This window comes from Gammaproteobacteria bacterium (genome assembly GCA_016199745.1).
GTDB lineage: Bacteria > Pseudomonadota > Gammaproteobacteria > Acidiferrobacterales > Sulfurifustaceae > JACQFZ01.
Map to the genome: position 1 here is coordinate 31,948 of JACQFZ010000022.1, position 16,119 is coordinate 48,066.

The window sequence follows — 16,119 nt, forward strand, 5'->3', positions numbered from 1 at the left end:
CCGGCCTTTGGTCGGGCCCGGGGGTAAATAGTAGTAGCTTCTTTATTGGCCTTGTGTATAGTGGCCCCCGTTGCAGTCCAGTTCTTGTAGTTAGTTCGGAAGTCCTCCTGCTTGTAATGGAAGCTCTCCCGTATCGCTTTCAAGAAACGAACTGCAAAAAATCGCATTTCAATCTAATGAGGTATTTCCGTGGCTACAGGAACAGTTAAGTGGTTTAACGATTCAAAAGGATTTGGTTTTATTACCCCGACCGATGGTGGCAAAGATGTATTCGTACATCACTCCGCTATCGAAGGCACTGGATTCAAGAGCCTGGCCGAAGGCCAAAAGGTTCAATTTGAAATCCAGCAGGGCCCGAAGGGTCCGTCGGCTGCCAACGTCCGACCGCTGTAAATTATTTACCGTCTTCGTGACAACTGACCCCGCCCACAAGGCGGGGTCTTTTTTTGTGCATTAGGAAAGTAGGTCGACGGCGTTGTTCGAGTATCGATTGCGCAAAAGTGCGCGCGCGCGACATGTGCGGCTACGCGTGAGCAGTGAGTACGGGCTCGAGGTAGTCGTGCCCGAAGGTTTTGCCGTCGCCTACATTCCGCGGTTGTTGGCAGAGCGCGAACATTGGATCCGGGCGGCGCTTGAACGCATGCAGGGCGATCGAGCAGACACGGCGTGGTGTGTGCCGGATCGGATCGCGTTACCGGCGATGGCGAAACTGTGGCAGGTACAGGTTCAGACGACCGCGGCGGCGAGCGTGACCGTGCGTGCTATCGGCGCAGATGGTTTGCAGCTGCGTGGTTGCGTCGACAATGAACAAAAGTGTCGTGCGGCGCTCGGTCGTTGGTTGGTGCGCGAAGCGCGCGATTATTTAGAACCGCGCTTACATGCGTTGAGCCGGCAGACCGGATTGCGCTATCGACGCGTTTGCATAAAGCGCCAGAAGACCCGCTGGGGCAGTTGTTCGCGCGATAAAACGATTTCGCTCAACGCGAAATTACTTTTCTTGCCGCCGCCGGTAGTGGACTACGTGCTGGTGCACGAGCTCTGCCATCTGGCGGAGATGAATCACTCAACGCGCTTTTGGGCGTTGGTGGAAAAACATTGTCCAGACTATCGCCCGCGGCGGGCGCTGCTTAAAGATGTGTCGGATCGCATTCCGCGCTGGTGCCCGACCTAGCCGATCTATCGTTTCAATCCTTCTGCTTGTGCCGTTTCCTTCACCGCTGCGCGCTCGCCTACGCGCTGCACGTACGCCTGTAGTCCCGGCCACTTGCTCATGTCGACTTTCAGTACGCTGGTCCAACGCAGTACTGTGTATAGATAGGCGTCGGCGATCGAAAATTTGTCGCCCATGAGATACGACTTGCCGGCGAGTTGTGGCTCGAGCCAATCGCAGCGCTTGCTAAATAGGGCGATCACTCCTTCGCGCCATTCCGGAGTGATATTGGGTTTGAACAGACCACCGAGCGATTTGTGCAGCTCGCTCGAAATAAAGTTCAGCCATTCCATCAGCCGATAGCGCTCCATCGTTCCCGTTTTGGGCGCGAGCCCGGCTTCCGGTTTTTGATCGGCCAGGTATTGCAGGACGACGGCTACTTCGGTCAGGCGTTGGCCATCGTCGAGTTGTAACGTCGGTACGTAACCCTTCGGATTAATCTTTAGATAATCTTCACCGTTCTCGGTCTCGTGTTTCGATGTGCTCACCTTCGTCAGTTCGAAGGTGTAGCCGGCCTCACGCAGTACGATATGCGGCGCCATCGAGCAAGCGCCTGGAGCGTAATAGAGTCGCATACGGCTCTCCAAGTTTTTTAAGGTAGCTTGATTTTGCCGCCGGGCAGTCCGCCGGGGCTGAGCGCGCCAGCACCGCGCTCCGGAATGACGATCGATGAACTCGCTTGCCGTCGCATCTCCTGCAACTCTTGCATCGCCCGTTCGACGGCGACCTTGGTCGCCGGACCGAATTTACTAATTGCCTCTTCCAACGATTGGGCCGGAATCTCGAAGCTCAACGGCAGCGCACCCATACCGGTGAGAATTTGCGCTTCGCCGACGAATAGCACCTGCCGCGTGGTATCGGTCGTGCCGTCAGTTTTTACCGGGGCCAGTCGCCGAATCGTGCCGACCTTGCGGTCGGTGAAGACCTCTTCACGGCAGAGGGCTGCCGCATCCATGGTTGGTTCAGGCATTTTATCTGTGGGCTTTTGCATGGGGTCTCTCTATTCAGTGTTACGTATTGATGGCAGTGCAACAGCATAAAAGGTTAGGAAAGCGCATTCTACTGCCTCATCTACCGGCCCATTCGGGTAAATCCCGGAAGGTCCGCGGTCGTCATTGAGTTGTCATCAAGCCGCCATCGCCCCGCCATCGACCTCCCTTAGCCTGGTGACTTCCGTTTGGCGTTCACAAGGATGAGACATGCGAACTCTTCGTCAGAAGCCCGAAGTCGTCATTACCCACCGTACCCACTACGAGGTGATCGAGCTGTTGTCGGTGCGCTGCGATGTTATTCCCAATACGACGCGCGACACGCTGGCACGCGAAGAAATCCTACAGCGGGCGCACAACGCCGAAGCGATTTTGAGTTTTACGCCGGATCGAGTGGACGACGCATTCCTGCGTGCCTGCCCAAAGCTGCGCGTCATCGGTTGCGCGCTCAAGGGTTATGACAACTACGACATCGACGCCTGCACGCGTCACGGCGTCTGGGTGGCGAATGTTCCAGATCTTTTGACCGTGCCGACGGCGGAGTTGACGATCGCGCTGTTGCTCGGCCTGACGCGCAAGGTGTTGGAAGGCGATCGCTTTACCCGCTCCGGTCGATTCAACGGTTGGCGGCCGACGCTTTATGGCACCGGCTTGGCCGGTCGTACGCTCGGTATTATCGGCATGGGTGCCGTCGGCCAAGCCATCGCCAAACGTTTGCAGGGTTACGATATACGCTTGCTGTACGCCGATCCGGTGGCGCTCGAGCCGGCGCGCGAGGCGCAGTGGAATTTACGGCGCGTCAGTTTGCCCGATCTATTGCGGGCGAGTGACTTCGTCGTGCCGATGGTGCCGCTTCGGCCGAGCACGTTTCATTTGCTCGGTGCCGAGGCCATTGCCCAGATGAAGCCGGGTGCATTCCTCATTAATGCCTGTCGCGGCTCGGTAGTCGACGAGCAAGCGGTGGCCGAGGCGCTCGCGAACGAACAACTCGGCGGTTACGCCGCCGACGTGTTCGAGATGGAAGACTGGGTGCGCACCGACCGGCCACGGGCGATTCCGTCGCCGTTGCTTGAAGACACGGCAAGTACGCTCTTTACGCCGCATTTGGGCTCGGCCGTCGCCGGCGTTCGCTTGGCGATCGAGCTCGAAGCGGCGCGCAACATCTTGCAAGTATTGATGGGCGGCACGCCGCAGAACGCGGTCAATTGGCCGCTCGAACGGGCGATTGCTTAAGGCGACCGCCTCGGCAGTTGACGCTTGCCGGCGTTACGCTCGAAGATGCCCTCCGAACTTTTTCGTTGCTCGGAGATGGTGTCGATGCTGCTGGTTAGCTTTACCGAAAACAATCGCACGCGTATCGGTGTGCTCGATCGCGGCCGTAGCGAGATCGTCGATCTCGCGTCGGTGGCGCCGGACATGTTGGCATTCATCGCTGCCGGCGAGACCGGCCTCGCCGCCGCGCGTGCGGCGCTGGCCAGCGGCAACGGCCGTTTGCCGCTGGCGCACGCCAAGTTGTTGGCGCCGATACCGCGGCCGGCGCGCAACATTCTTTGCGTCGGCAAGAACTATCGCGACCACGCTCTCGAAATAGCGGCGGTGATCGATCCTGGCAAAGATCCGGTGCCGGAGTCGCCGATTATTTTTACCAAGTGGCCGTCCAGCGTGATCGGCCCCGGTGTGCCGATTCCGGCGCATCTCGATCCGACCGCATCGGCCGATTACGAGGGCGAGCTCGCCGTCATTATCGGCCGCGGCGGTCGCGGTATTCGCCGTGGCGATGCGATGCGCCATGTTTTTGGTTACACCATCGTCAACGATGTCACGTCACGTCGATTGCAGGCGCGCCATAAGCAGTGGTTTCTCGGCAAAAGCGTCGACGGGTTCTGCCCGATGGGGCCGGTCATCATCACCGTCGATGAAGTGACCGACGTCGGCGCGCTGCGCATACAGACGCGCGTGAATGACGAGCTGCGCCAAGATGGCGGCGTTGCCGATCTCATTTTCGATATCCCGACGCTCATCGAAACGTTGTCGCTCACCATGACGCTCGAGCCGGGCGATATCATCGCCACCGGCACGCCGGCGGGTGTTGGTATGGGTTTTAAGCCGCCGAAGTTTTTGCACAAGGGCGACCTCGTCGCCGTCACCATCGAGCCGATCGGCACCCTGATCAATCCGGTCGAATAATGTGCACGCTTGTCGTTTTGTATCGACCGCAGCATCCCTGGCCGTTGCTGATCGCCGCCAATCGCGACGAGATGCTCGATCGTCTATGGCAGCCGCCGGCGCGCTACTGGCCGGATCGGTCGAATGTGGTTGCCGGTCTCGATGAACAGGGCGGTGGCAGCTGGTTCGGGCTGAACGATGACGGCATCGTCGCCGGTGTTATGAATCGGCGCGGTACGTTGGGTCCCGCCGCCGGCAAGCGTAGCCGCGGCGAGCTGGTGCTGGAAGCGCTTGAGCACGCCGAGGCGCAAACGGCGGCTGAGGCGTTGCGTTTCATCGATCCGTCGGCGTATCGCCCGTTCAATCTGGTGATCGCCGACCGCGAGCGTGCCTATTGGCTGCGTCATGTCGAGCAGACCGATCGCATCGACGTGATGCCGCTGGCGTCAGGGTTGTCGATGATTACGGCTTATGACTGTAACGATATGACGTCGCCGCGGGTACGACGCTATCTACCGTTGTTGCGGGCGGCGGCGGTACCGGATCCGGAGCGTGGCGATTGGTTGGCGTGGGAGGCGTTGTTGGCGAGCCGGGAGTCGGATGCGGGGGCGGAGGGGGCGATGAATGTTGTTACCGATTCTGGATTCGGTACGGTGTCGAGCGCGTTGGTAGCGTTGCCGGCGCGCGAGCGGTTTGAGGTTAAGCCGAGGTTTCGGTTTGCGGTTGGGCGGCCGGGTGGTGCGCCTTATTTGGATGTGGGGCTGGGGTAGTTGAATCGCCCCTATGGGGCGATTCTGAAAATTCTTAACTCGACAATTCATCACATCACATCTCACATCCCATCATCCTGATTCCGCATATGATCCGCCGTCCGAAAAAATGCACCGAGCAATTGCTCGCAGATCGATGCATCGATATCGCATTCCGCCAATGCGCGGCTCATGCATAGCATCCACGCATTGCGTCCGGATTTGTCGATGGTAAAAGGTAGATGGCGCGCGCGTAGCATGGGGTGGCCGAATTCCTGTACGTAGAGTGCTGGGCCGCCGAACCAACCGGAGAGAAATTTGAAGAGCTTGTCGCGCGAGCCGTTGAGATCTTGCGGATGAAGCGCGCGGACGGCAGTGGCTTCGGGCAGGGTATCCATCAAGTCGTAGAACCGATCGGTTAAGGCGCGGACGCCGGTGGCGCCGCCAAGGATTTCGTAAGGGGTTTGTGGCATGCAGGTGAAGCTGTTTTGCGAGGCGGCATTATACGTACTCTCGCGGGGCACGGGATCTTTTCGCTACACTGCGGATCATGGCGACGAAAAAGAAAACGAACGTTAAGAAAGCAACGCGTTCGCGCGCTCGATTGGCGCCGCGTAAAGAAAAGCGCGGGCTCGATGCGGCGGAGATCGTGTTGGCGGTCGATGCACCGGAAGTCGCGGCGTTGGCGAGTGAGGTGCGGGCGGTCGGCGGTGCGGCGATCGGCGCGTATCGGGAACCGTTGTCGGGGCGGGCGGTGTTGTTGGCGGTGTTGCCGCTGGATGCGCTGCAGCCGACGCCGTTTCAGCGCGATCTATCGCCGACGCATGCCAAGCGTTTGGCGCAGAAGATCGACGAGTCGGGATCGTTTCTCGATCCATTGATCGTCGTCCGCGGCATCGATGGTCGGCTGTGGACGCCGAATGGTCGGCATCGATTAGCGGCGGCCAAGTTGCTCGGCTTACGACAGATCACGGCGCTGATGTCGCCGGACGAGAACTTGGCGTTTCGTATTCTCGCGCTCAACACCGAGAAGGCGCATAACCTAAAGGACCGTAGTCTCGAAGTGATTCGCATGGCGCGCGAGTTGGTGAAGCGTCGGTCGAGTGCGAAAGAGTCGGAGTTCGTTGCCGAGTTCGAGGCGCCGGAGCTACTGACGCTCGGCATCGTCTACGAGCGCAACGCCCGTTTCGGTGGTGGGGCATATAGCCCGTTCCTAAAGAAGGTCGATCGCTTCATCGATCGCTCGCTCACCGTTAGCCTGCGCCATCGCGACGATTACGCGGCGCGGCTCGAAGAGATCGACGCGCACGTCAAGCGCATCATCGACGGTTTGCAAGAGCGCGGTTTTAAATCGCCGTATTTGCGTAGTTATGTCGTCGCCCGCATTAATCCGGTTCGATTCCACAAGTTGAAGAAGGGCGATTCTAAGCCGCCGATGGCGATCGGCGCGGCGCTGACGCGTATGGCGGCGGCAGCTAAGAAGTTCAATCTCGATTCGGTCCGCAGCGGTGACTTGGCGCTGGTGGCGGCGGTCGCGAACGCAGACGACTAGGAGGTTGGTAATGGCCGCTTCGCTGGTTTGTTGGAAGTGCGGCGCAAGCTTACAGGTATTACCGCAGCCGCTGTCGCGCCTGGCCGAGTGTCCAGTATGCAAGGCCGAGTTGCATGTGTGTCGACTGTGCCAGTTCTACGACGCGCGCACGACTCGTCAATGCAGTGAAATTCGAGCTGAAGAAATCGTGAACAAGGAGCGCGCGAACTTTTGCGACTGGTTCAAGGCGCGACCGAATGCATTCGATGTGCGCGCGCAGGCGAAGGCGCAGACCGCCAAGTCGACGCTTGATGCATTGTTCGGCGCGACACCGCCGACCGATGCCGACGCAGATCCGGCGCGGGCAGCGGTGGAGCGTTTGTTTGGCGATAAAAAAGCGGAAAAAAAGCAGTAAGACGACTCGGAGTTAGTAAGCCATGCCGAAGACAACTGTGTCCTCGGCATAGATTTAAGAATTACTTCGCCAGTTTCACCACTGTGCCTTCAAGCGCGACCCCGGCCATGATTGCACCAGCGCCGCAGAGGTACTCTTTATTGCTGGCAACATTTTCACCTTTATAAACGCTGTGAATATTGACGATGGCGTTGCCGCCTTCCCGTTGCGCCCGTTCTTGCAAGGCAATGAGACTACTGACGAAGGCGATGCGGCACGCTTCCTCGTCTGATTTATTGGCGGCGTTGGTTTTTTTATTGGACGTCCAGTGGCCGATGGACTTGGCAATCGGCGGGTGCGTCTGCTTGCCGAAATAGAATTTAATGTCCTTGCTGAGCTTGTTCCCGGCCAATGTGGAATTCAGCGCTTCCTCGATCGGTAGCAAGTGGCGGCTGTCGCGCGCTTCGGCACTAGCGGTGGCGATCAGCAACAGCGCGGCGGCAATTCGTAGAACAGTAGGGCTCATGCTAACTCCTTTGATTATTAGAAATGACAACGGAACGAGCACACGTTGTCGTGTGTACCGTCGTTTCCGTATTCCCAGCAGGGCTGGCGCAAACGTACGGCGTTGTCGACGATAAATCAACGTGGCGCCGACTGTTGCCGGTATCGGGCATAAGTAGGATCATTCGTCCCCATGAAGAGCGTCGATCGAAAGCCCGATAAGATACCGAAGCGATTGCGCGAAAATTTGCTCGCTAAAAGCAATCACCGATTGGCGTCGCAGACCCGCAAAGTGATGGGTCGGCATTATGCTGCTAAGTATCGGCAACGTTAATGACGGCAGCGTCGACTAAAACCCTTACGGTTCAGCAGACCATGGCGGCCCATACGAGCATTCCCGTGGCTGCTAGTCGCGTTCCGGGTGTCGTTGTCATTCAGCATGCGCCAGGAGTGGACAGCGTTATTCATTCGGTCGCCGAGCGCCTAAGCAATGCCGGTTATGCCGCCATTGCGCCCGATCTCTATCACCGTCAGGACGCGACGATGCCGCTCGGGCCGCTCGAGTGCATGGATTTATTGAAAGATATTGAGGTTATGGCCGACGTGAATGCCGCGGTGGCGTATTTGCGCAGCGATGCACGCGTGGATCCGGAGCGTATCGGCGTGTTGGGCTTCTGTATGGGCGGGCGCGTAGCGTATTTGCTGGCGGCGGCGAATCAGACACTCAAGGCGGCGGTCGTTTACTACGGCGGCAATATCAAGGTGCCATGGGGCGAGCAAGTGCCAACGCCGTTCGCGCGCACGCCGCAGATAAATTGTCCCATCCTGTTTCATTTCGGCGACGAAGACGACAACCCGTCGCCCGCTGATCGACGCATGCTCGATGCCGAACTCACGCGCCATGGTAAGGCGCACGAATTTTACCATTACCCCAACGCCGGTCACGCCTTCATGAATTTCACCAATGCCGAACGTTACCGGCAGGCGGCGACGGAAGTTGCTTGGCCGCGGACGTTGGCTTTTTTGGATCGCTGCTTAAAGTCGTAGGCGGTTCATTCACTCATCAACAGAGGAAGCGCGAATGACCCACACGTACGAAGAACTGAAGCACAAGACCGTCGCCGAGCTGCGCGAGATCGCCGCCGGCGTTCAACATGAAGCGGTGCAGGGATATACGCAGCTACACAAGGACCAGTTGTTACCAGGGCTATGCAAGGCGCTCGGCATTGAAGCGCATGCGCATCATCATGTGGTTGGCATCGATAAGACCGCGATTAAGAGCAAGATTCGTCTGCTCAAGGCGCGTCGTGACGAGATTCTGGCGTCCGATGACCATAAGCCGCTTGGCGATGTGCTGCGCAAGATTCACAGCCTGAAGCGCGCGCTGCACCGGGCGACGGTTTAAAAACGTAGCGTGGGCAACGAATGGCACTGACTTAACGACTTATTCCCTTCTCACCCGTGCTTTTCGGGGGAGAGGGTCAGGGAGAGGGGGTATAGGTTAAGACGGTCAATACTTCATGCGCCCCTCTCCCTCGCCCTCTCCCCGCAAGCGGGGAGAGGGAACAGCTTTAAGTCAGTGCCAGTCGGGTAGGCAAGCTAATGTTGCCCACCTCGCCTTTTAATGTCCGCTGATGTGGGCGTGCAGCGGTTTGGTCTCTTCGAATTTCTGTTGTTGCTCCGCCGTCGCGTCTTGCTGATGCTGACGACGCCACTCGTCGTACGGCATACCGTACACCACACGACGTGCGTCGTCATAGCTGAGCTCGATGCCACGTTCCTTGGCGGCCGCGGCATACCACTTCGCTAAGCAATTGCGACAAAAGCCGGCGAGGTTCATCAAGTCGATATTCTGCACGTCGGTACGACGTTGCAGATGTTGCACGAGTCCGCGGAAGGCGGCGGCTTCGAGCTCAATGCGGGTTTTATCGTCCACGGTATGCTCCTGTGGGTGAGTGATGACGCCGAGTTATTTTGCCGAGCGGGCGATGCGAAAGCACTGATGAATGCGGGCGTTGCGCTTGAAGTCCTCGGGGATAGTGCGGTGTGTGATGTCGTCGATGGCGAACCCGCTGAGCTCGTCGACCGCCAGTTTGAAGCGCTGATAGTTGGTCGAAAAAATCAGAATGCCGTCAGGTTCGAGCAACGCCGCCGTGGCGCGAATGAGGCCGACGTGATCGCGCTGCGTGTCGAGTGTGTCGTCCATGCGCTTAGAACGCGAGAACGTCGGCGGATCGAGGAAGATCAGGTCGTAGCGCCGGTTCTGATTCTGCTCTAGCCATTTCAAAACGTCCGCTTGAATCAATTCATGCGTCGGTCCGTAGATGCCGTTCAAATCGAAATTGCGCTGCGCCCAGTCGAGATAAGTATTCGACATGTCGACGGTAGTAGTGGAGGCGGCACCGCCGAGCGCGGCGTGCACGGTCGCCGTGCCGGTGTAGCCGAACAGGTTCAAGAAGCGTCGACCGCGCGCGAGTTCGCCGAGTAGCAGGCGTGTCGGCCGATGATCGAGGAATAGGCCGGTGTCGAGATAATCGGTGAAGTTCACCTGAAAGCGGCAAGCGCCTTCGCGCACTTGATGAAACAGGCCGCTCTCACTGAGCTTCTCGTATTGGCTATGGCCTTTTTGTTGCCGGCGTACTTTGAAGTAGAGCTGCTCCGGCGGAATCTCCAACACCATGGGGATCACGGTTAAGGCATGCTTCAGCCGGCGTTGCGCCAGGCGTTCATCGATGCTCGCCGGCGCTTGATATTCCTGTACGTGCACGCGGCGGCGATCGCCTTCGTAGACATCGATGGCCAGGTTGTACTCGTGCAGATCGGCGTCGTACAGCCGATACGCGCCGAAGTCCTGACGCTCGGCCCAGCGGCCGAAGTGTTTTAGATTTTTGCGCAATCGATTGGCGAACATCTCGGCGCCACTGCCCAATTGCTCGGGCGACGTAATGACCACGCGTTCACGGTGGTACCACTCCGGCGTCACTTCAAAGCGCAATAACCGGCATTCAATCGCGCCGTTGTAGAGCGTGTGCATCCGATGGGCACGCAGTCCCAGATCATGGCCGAGCTCGGCGTTGCCGGTAAACACGGCCGCGCGCCAGCCGGCGTAGTAACGCTTTAACGTGTCGCCCAGCTCTTTGTAGAGCGCCGGTAGCTCGTGCGCCTCGCCAAGGCGTTCGCCGTAGGGCGGATTGGCGATGGCGAGGCCGGCAGGTGTATCGGTTTCGGCGACGTTTTCTACCAGTGCGCGAACCTCGAACGTCACGAAGTCGTAGAGGTCGGCGCGTTCGGCGTTCTTGCGCGCTGCCTGCACCGCGCGGGTGTCGCTGTCGTAGCCGCGAATATTGGGAATGCGCGCAAGGCCGGCGTTACGTCGCTCGCGCGCCTCGGTCAACAACGCCTCCCAAGTGGCAGCGTCATGGCCGAGCCAATAAAGAAAACCAAAATAGGGCCGCAACAGCCCCGGGGCGATATCGCCGGCGATGAGCGCGGCTTCGATCGGTAACGTGCCCGAGCCGCACATCAGATCCACCAGCGGTGCGCCGTCGGCCGCTTGTGCCGCCCAGCCGGCGCGCAGCAGAATCGCTGCCGCCAGATTTTCTTTAAGCGGCGCCTCGACGCCGTGAGCGCGATAGCCGCGGCGGTGCAAGCTGTCGCCGGACAGATCGAGGCTCAACGTAGCTTCGTCGCGGTTCAAATAGAGGTTCAGGCGGATGTCCGGCCGCTCGGTGTCGATCGAGGGGCGCGTGCCGAAAGCGGCGCGCATCTGGTCGACGATCGCGTCTTTTATTTTTAGTGCGGCAAAGTGCGAATGATTGATCGCCGATTGCGAGACACTGGCATCGACCGCGAGCGTGCCGCTAGCGTTTATGTGCTCGCTCCAAGTGATCGATTGCGTACCTTGGTAAAGTGCATCGGCGCTGGCGGCAGGAAAGCGTGCCAGCGGTAACAGCACGCGGCTTGCGAGCCGCGACCATAAGCAAACGCGATAGGCTTGTTCGAGCCGGCCGTCGAAGGCGACGCCGGCGCGTGTTTCGCGTACGCCGTCGAGGCCGAGGGCGCGCAATTCGTCGGCTAACAGCGCTTCAATGCCCTTCGGGCAGCTCGCAAAATAGTTGTTGGAGAGTGACAACGGTGTGCTCACGAATGACAACGGCGTCGGATGATATCCGACAAACGCGCGGCGAGGCTGCGAGATACAGCAGGAAGTGGCAGTAATGCGGCGTCGATAGCAGACGCCGTGCCCAAAACGCTATTTAGCGGCTTTTGGTTTTGCGTCACCCCGGCGGGCGGTCCAAACGGAATGCGAGCCGAAGGTGCGGGTGTTGAGCTGTTCTGCGTAACGATTGGCGTGCGCGGTAACGTCTTTGAGCGAGCCGCGGCGTTGGCCGGTGATCGTCGAACGACCGTTATCGAGCACATAGCGATACCAATGTTGGCCACCGCGTCCGCCGTCCGGGTTGTCGGTTTTTTCGACACGGGCGAGACGAAATGGACCCGTGCGACTAGCGGTGACGGGGCGGCGAGTACTGGCGTTTACGTTTGTTGTGGACTGCGACATCTACACGTTCTCCTAGCGAAAATAGGCACCGGCCCGATCCAATGGGGACGGTGAAAATGACGCTCTGGCAATTCGATCCCGCTGTACGTCTCGAAAGAGTTAGAGGGGCGGGCATCGTGACAAGGGCCGAAGAATACCACAGGGGGTATCTGGGCTAATAGGTCAATAAAAACAAAGGTTCCGGCTTAGTCGAGAGGGTAGCTAAGGACCCCTCTCCGGCATCGGAGAGGGGGTATACAGAAACTCTTTACTGATTCAAGCAGTTACGTATGGGCCCGGCGGGGTTAACCGGCCGCCACCGCCGCCGCCCGGACGTCGGGTGAAACTTGGTCGGCAAATTCCCGGAATTTTTCGGCGAAACGCCCGGCCAATTGCTTGGCTTGGGCATCATAAGCCGCCTTATCCGCCCAGGTGTTTCGCGGGTCCAGGACTTCGCGTGGCACGCCCGGGCACTCGGTCGGCATCTGCAACCCAAAGACCGGATGGATGTTGACCGGTACATCGTCCAAGCGTCCGTCGAGCACGGCATGAACCATAGCGCGAGTGTGGGCGATGCTGATGCGTTTGCCGACACCGTAAGCGCCGCCGCTCCAGCCGGTATTAATGAGCCACACATGCGGTTTGTGTTGGTCGATCCGTTGACCGAGTAGCTCGGCGTAACGTTGCGGATGGAGTGGCATGAATGGCGCGCCGTAGCAGGCGCTGAAATTAGGCGTCGGCTCGGTAATGCCCTTCTCGGTGCCGGCGATCTTAGCGGTGTAGCCGAGCAAGAAATGGTACAGCGCTTGCGCCCGCGTCAGCCGCGAGACCGGCGGTAGCACGCCGAAGGCATCGGCGGTCAGGAAGATGACGTGCTTCGGATGGCCGCCGCGGCCAGTCTCGCTGGTATTGGGAATGAACGAGATCGGATAAGCGCCGCGCGTGTTCTCGGTCAATGTATCGCTGTCGAGGTCGAGCGTGCGCCGGGTTTCGTCGAGCACGACGTTTTCCAGTACTGTGCCGAAACGCCGCGTGGTCGCGTAAATCTCCGGTTCGGCGGTCGGCGACAGTCGGATCATCTTGGCGTAGCAACCGCCTTCGAAGTTGAACACGCCGTTGCTGCTCCAGCCGTGCTCGTCGTCGCCGATCAGCACGCGCGAGCCGTCGGCCGAAAGTGTCGTTTTGCCCGTGCCGCTTAGGCCGAAGAACAACGCGGTATTGCCGTCCTTACCGATATTGGCCGAGCAATGCATCGGCAGCGTGTCGGCAAACGGCATCAGATAGTTCATGACGGTAAAGATCGATTTCTTGATCTCGCCGGCATAGCTGGTGCCGCCGATGAGTACGAGCCGCTGCGATAGATTGACGACGATGAACGTCTCGGAGCGGGTACCGTCTTCCTTGGGATTGGCTAGGCAGCCGGGTGCATCGATAACCGTAAACGGCGGTGTCGACGGCGTGCTGCCATCCGACGGTATGAACAAATTACTGGCGAACAGGCTGTGCCACGCATATTCGGTGACGATGCGGATTGGCAAACGATGCGTCGGGTCGGCGCCGCAATAACCATCGCGCACATAAACGTCCTTACTTTTGAGATAAGACGTGATCCTGGCGTGCAGCTTACGAAATTGCTCCGGCGTGATGGATTGGTTGATTTTGCCCCACCAGATTTCCTTCTCGCTGGCCGGCTCGCGCACGAAATATTTGTCGTTAGCCGAGCGGCCGGTATGTTGACCGGTACGCACCACCAGCGGACCGTCGGCGGCAATTAGGCCTTCGCCGCGGCGGATGGCGTGCTCATAGAGCGCCGGTGCCGAAAGATTCCAATACACATCGCCCAGTCCACTTAATCCGAGGTGTTCCAGGCCAATGGTTTGGTGACTCGATAACTTCTGCTTCATGTCCTCCTCCAAAATCGTTAAATGATCAACCGCGCCGAACATTTTGTTGGAGAACGTTTCTTGGTAACCGGCACTCGCGGGGAACCGCCAGCAAGCGTAAGTATCCTAGTACGGCTCTTCTATGGGTAATTTTTTTCGACAGTCGGCGTAAAACGAGGGAGATTCTACGAATGGGTTATCACGCCGAGTAGATCCAATTACCTTTACTTTTCTGTCCATTCCTGCTTCGGGTATCTCCCAGTAGTCTGCCAAAAAACCGTATCGTAGAGTCCACGCCACTGCAGTAAGGGTCTTGTCGTTTAACACGGAAGTTCCACCGGATCCCGGCAGTGCTCCCGCGAATACTTCAAAACCAGCTGCAGGTTCTTCTGTTATCCATGTGAGGTGATTCGTGATTACAGGCACTGTGAAGTGGTTTAACGAGAGCAAGGGCTTCGGCTTTATTACCCCCAAGGATGGTGGCAAAGACGTATTTGTTCATTATTCCGCCATCCGCGGAAACGGGTTCAAAAGCCTGGCTGAAGGCCAGCAGGTAACGTTCGAAATTCAGCAGACCCCTAAGGGTCCTGCGGCTACCAACGTAGTTCCCGCCTGATTCGCCGTCCAGGCGAGCTTTTCGGAACCCCGCCCCTGGCGGGGTTTCTTTTTTGTGCGCTGGGAAATATCGCTAGACTGCAAGACAAGGACACAACAAAAGGAACTGATAATGACTGAGAGACGTCGCCATTCGGTAAAAGCTTACGATAACCAAAACTTCATCAACGGCCCCGACGCCCGTGCGTTGCGTATTCTCGCCGAGTATTTAGAACCGGCGGCCCGCTTCGACCATTACCGCATCGACGACACCATCGTTTTCATGGGTTCGGCGCGCACGCTGTCGCGCGAGCAGGCCGAGCAGGAGTTGGCGCAGGCCAACGCCGGCAACGGCGATATCAAGCGCGCCGAAATGCGTTTGGAACAATCGCAATACTACGAAGCGTCGCGCGAGTTGGCGCGACGCTTCACCGAGTGGTCGAAGAAGCTCGATCCGGAAGAGCGCCGCTTCGTCGTCTGCACCGGCGGCGGTCCCGGCATCATGGAGGCCGCCAACCGCGGCGCCTCCGAGGCGCGCGGCACCAACGTCGGCTTGACGATCTCGATTCCGGTGGAAGAGTTCGACAACCGCTACGTCACGCGCGAGTTGGCGTTTCACTTTCACTACTTCTTCATGCGCAAGTTTTGGTTCGCCTACCTCGCCAAGGCCGTGATCGTGTTCCCCGGCGGCTTCGGCACGCTCGACGAGCTGTTCGAGCTGTTGACGCTGTTGCAGACCCATAAGATTCGCAAGCATTTGCCGATCGTGTTGTACGGCACCAAATATTGGGACGAGCTCATTAACTTCGATGCGCTCGTGAAGTACGGCAACATCGACGCCGCCGATCTGAAGCTGTTTTATCCGACCGACTCGATCGACGATGCTTACGAGTACATCGTCAAGCAATTGACCGAGCATGCAGTGGCGAAGCCGGGGGCGACGCTTTAATCGGAACGATATATGCGTTTCCGCATCGCGGCGTACACACCGGGTCAGGAAGCGCAGATCGTCGCGTTGATTTCGTCCATCCAACGGACCGAGTTCGGCATCGACATCACGCCACAACAGCAGCCCGACTTGCAATCGATTCCGTCGTTCTATCAAACCGGCGCCGGAAATTTTTGGGTCGCATTGGCCGACAGTGCCGTCGTCGGAACCATTGCGCTGAAAGATATCGGCGCCGGCGACGCGGCGTTGCGAAAGATGTTTGTCGAGCCGCGCTGGCGTGGGCGTGATGCCGGTGTCGCGTACGCGTTGTTACAGACGCTGCTGGATTGGGCGCGACAGCAGCGAGTGTCTCGCATTTATCTTGGCACTACTGCCAAGTTTTTCGCGGCGCATCGGTTTTACGAGAAGAACGGCTTTGTTGCTATCGCTAAGGAAACGTTACCGGCGACGTTTCCGTTAATGGATGTGGATAGCAAGTTCTATCGGCTTTTGTTATCTAGCGCCCGATCCCGTTAATTCGTCAAAGAATTCTTTCAGCATACAACCTTGCGTCTCCCTCTCCCCTTGCGGGAGAGGGAACAAGGGAGAGGGGGAGAATAAATAAACTTTA

General features: G+C 58.5%; 20 protein-coding genes. 12 read left to right on the top strand and 8 right to left on the bottom strand.

Annotated elements, in window-relative coordinates; translation table 11 throughout:
• Positions 1-189 precede the first annotated feature (189 nt).
• Together HY308_05065 and HY308_05070 are read left to right on the top strand one after the other, a co-directional pair.
• Positions 190-393 carry a cold-shock protein gene (locus HY308_05065; protein ID MBI3897652.1) on the top strand — a complete coding sequence of 68 codons (204 nt, stop codon included), beginning with the start codon at positions 190-192 and terminating at the stop codon, positions 391-393.
• Between the two features lie 82 nt (positions 394-475).
• Positions 476-1,171 carry a M48 family metallopeptidase gene (locus HY308_05070; GenBank protein ID MBI3897653.1) on the top strand — a complete coding sequence of 232 codons (696 nt, stop codon included), beginning with the start codon at positions 476-478 and terminating at the stop codon, positions 1,169-1,171.
• Between the two features lie 5 nt (positions 1,172-1,176).
• Here the strand turns inward: HY308_05070 and gstA are convergent, their stop codons facing one another.
• On the bottom strand, positions 1,177-1,785 hold the full coding sequence (gene gstA, locus HY308_05075; protein MBI3897654.1) for a glutathione transferase GstA: 609 nt from the start codon (positions 1,783-1,785) through the stop codon (positions 1,177-1,179).
• A 17-nt stretch (positions 1,786-1,802) separates the two neighbouring features.
• Entirely contained in the window at positions 1,803-2,201 is a 399-nt protein-coding gene (locus tag HY308_05080; protein ID MBI3897655.1) for a hypothetical protein, read from the bottom strand.
• A 208-nt stretch (positions 2,202-2,409) separates the two neighbouring features.
• On the opposite strand from HY308_05080, the gene HY308_05085 reads away from it, so the two are divergent.
• The 3 genes from HY308_05085 (at position 2,410) to HY308_05095 (ending at position 5,135) form a co-directional block, all read left to right on the top strand.
• The gene (locus HY308_05085; GenBank protein MBI3897656.1) at positions 2,410-3,432 is read left to right on the top strand and encodes a hydroxyacid dehydrogenase; all 1,023 of its coding nucleotides are present in this window, start codon (positions 2,410-2,412) and stop codon (positions 3,430-3,432) included.
• Positions 3,433-3,516: 84 nt separating this feature from the next.
• Positions 3,517-4,386 carry a fumarylacetoacetate hydrolase family protein gene (locus tag HY308_05090; GenBank protein MBI3897657.1) on the top strand — a complete coding sequence of 290 codons (870 nt, stop codon included), beginning with the start codon at positions 3,517-3,519 and terminating at the stop codon, positions 4,384-4,386.
• Positions 4,386-5,135: an NRDE family protein gene (locus HY308_05095; protein ID MBI3897658.1), complete on the top strand. Its 750-nt coding sequence runs from the start codon at positions 4,386-4,388 to the stop codon at positions 5,133-5,135. Before HY308_05090 ends, HY308_05095 begins: the two co-directional genes overlap by 1 nt.
• A 62-nt stretch (positions 5,136-5,197) precedes the next feature.
• Here HY308_05095 and HY308_05100 read toward each other — a convergent pair whose 3' ends face one another.
• Positions 5,198-5,587: a group II truncated hemoglobin gene (locus HY308_05100; GenBank protein ID MBI3897659.1), complete on the bottom strand. Its 390-nt coding sequence runs from the start codon at positions 5,585-5,587 to the stop codon at positions 5,198-5,200.
• Between the two features lie 77 nt (positions 5,588-5,664).
• Between HY308_05100 and HY308_05105 the strand changes: the two genes are divergently transcribed.
• Together HY308_05105 and HY308_05110 are read left to right on the top strand one after the other, a co-directional pair.
• Complete coding sequence (locus HY308_05105) at positions 5,665-6,666, top strand: ParB N-terminal domain-containing protein (protein ID MBI3897660.1); 1,002 nt, start codon at positions 5,665-5,667, stop codon at positions 6,664-6,666.
• Between the two features lie 10 nt (positions 6,667-6,676).
• Positions 6,677-7,060 (top strand): hypothetical protein, encoded by a 384-nt coding sequence (locus HY308_05110; protein ID MBI3897661.1) that lies wholly within the window; start codon positions 6,677-6,679, stop codon positions 7,058-7,060.
• Positions 7,061-7,121: 61 nt separating this feature from the next.
• Here HY308_05110 and HY308_05115 read toward each other — a convergent pair whose 3' ends face one another.
• A complete protein-coding gene (locus HY308_05115; GenBank protein ID MBI3897662.1) occupies positions 7,122-7,565 on the bottom strand; it encodes a hypothetical protein in 444 nt (147 codons plus the stop codon).
• A 377-nt stretch (positions 7,566-7,942) separates the two neighbouring features.
• Between HY308_05115 and HY308_05120 the strand changes: the two genes are divergently transcribed.
• Positions 7,943-8,590 (top strand): dienelactone hydrolase family protein, encoded by a 648-nt coding sequence (locus HY308_05120; protein ID MBI3897663.1) that lies wholly within the window; start codon positions 7,943-7,945, stop codon positions 8,588-8,590.
• 34 nt (positions 8,591-8,624) lie between these two features.
• Entirely contained in the window at positions 8,625-8,948 is a 324-nt protein-coding gene (locus tag HY308_05125) for a hypothetical protein (protein ID MBI3897664.1), read from the top strand.
• A 216-nt stretch (positions 8,949-9,164) separates the two neighbouring features.
• Here the strand turns inward: HY308_05125 and HY308_05130 are convergent, their stop codons facing one another.
• The 4 genes from HY308_05130 to pckA form a co-directional block, all read right to left on the bottom strand.
• Complete coding sequence (locus HY308_05130; GenBank protein MBI3897665.1) at positions 9,165-9,479, bottom strand: DUF1244 domain-containing protein; 315 nt, start codon at positions 9,477-9,479, stop codon at positions 9,165-9,167.
• 33 nt (positions 9,480-9,512) lie between these two features.
• Complete coding sequence (rlmKL, locus tag HY308_05135; GenBank protein ID MBI3897666.1) at positions 9,513-11,675, bottom strand: bifunctional 23S rRNA (guanine(2069)-N(7))-methyltransferase RlmK/23S rRNA (guanine(2445)-N(2))-methyltransferase RlmL; 2,163 nt, start codon at positions 11,673-11,675, stop codon at positions 9,513-9,515.
• A gap of 120 nt (positions 11,676-11,795) precedes the next feature.
• On the bottom strand, positions 11,796-12,104 hold the full coding sequence (locus HY308_05140) for a hypothetical protein (protein ID MBI3897667.1): 309 nt from the start codon (positions 12,102-12,104) through the stop codon (positions 11,796-11,798).
• Positions 12,105-12,388: 284 nt separating this feature from the next.
• Positions 12,389-13,987, bottom strand: a complete 1,599-nt coding sequence (gene pckA / locus HY308_05145; protein ID MBI3897668.1) for a phosphoenolpyruvate carboxykinase (ATP) — start codon at positions 13,985-13,987, stop codon at positions 12,389-12,391.
• A 391-nt stretch (positions 13,988-14,378) separates the two neighbouring features.
• On the opposite strand from pckA, the gene HY308_05150 reads away from it, so the two are divergent.
• The 3 genes from HY308_05150 to HY308_05160 all read left to right on the top strand — a co-directional run bounded on the left by HY308_05150 (position 14,379) and on the right by HY308_05160 (position 16,025).
• Entirely contained in the window at positions 14,379-14,582 is a 204-nt protein-coding gene (locus HY308_05150) for a cold-shock protein (GenBank protein ID MBI3897669.1), read from the top strand.
• 111 nt (positions 14,583-14,693) lie between these two features.
• Positions 14,694-15,509 carry an LOG family protein gene (locus tag HY308_05155; GenBank protein MBI3897670.1) on the top strand — a complete coding sequence of 272 codons (816 nt, stop codon included), beginning with the start codon at positions 14,694-14,696 and terminating at the stop codon, positions 15,507-15,509.
• Between the two features lie 12 nt (positions 15,510-15,521).
• The gene (locus HY308_05160) at positions 15,522-16,025 is read left to right on the top strand and encodes a GNAT family N-acetyltransferase (protein ID MBI3897671.1); all 504 of its coding nucleotides are present in this window, start codon (positions 15,522-15,524) and stop codon (positions 16,023-16,025) included.
• Positions 16,026-16,119: the final 94 nt, after the last annotated feature.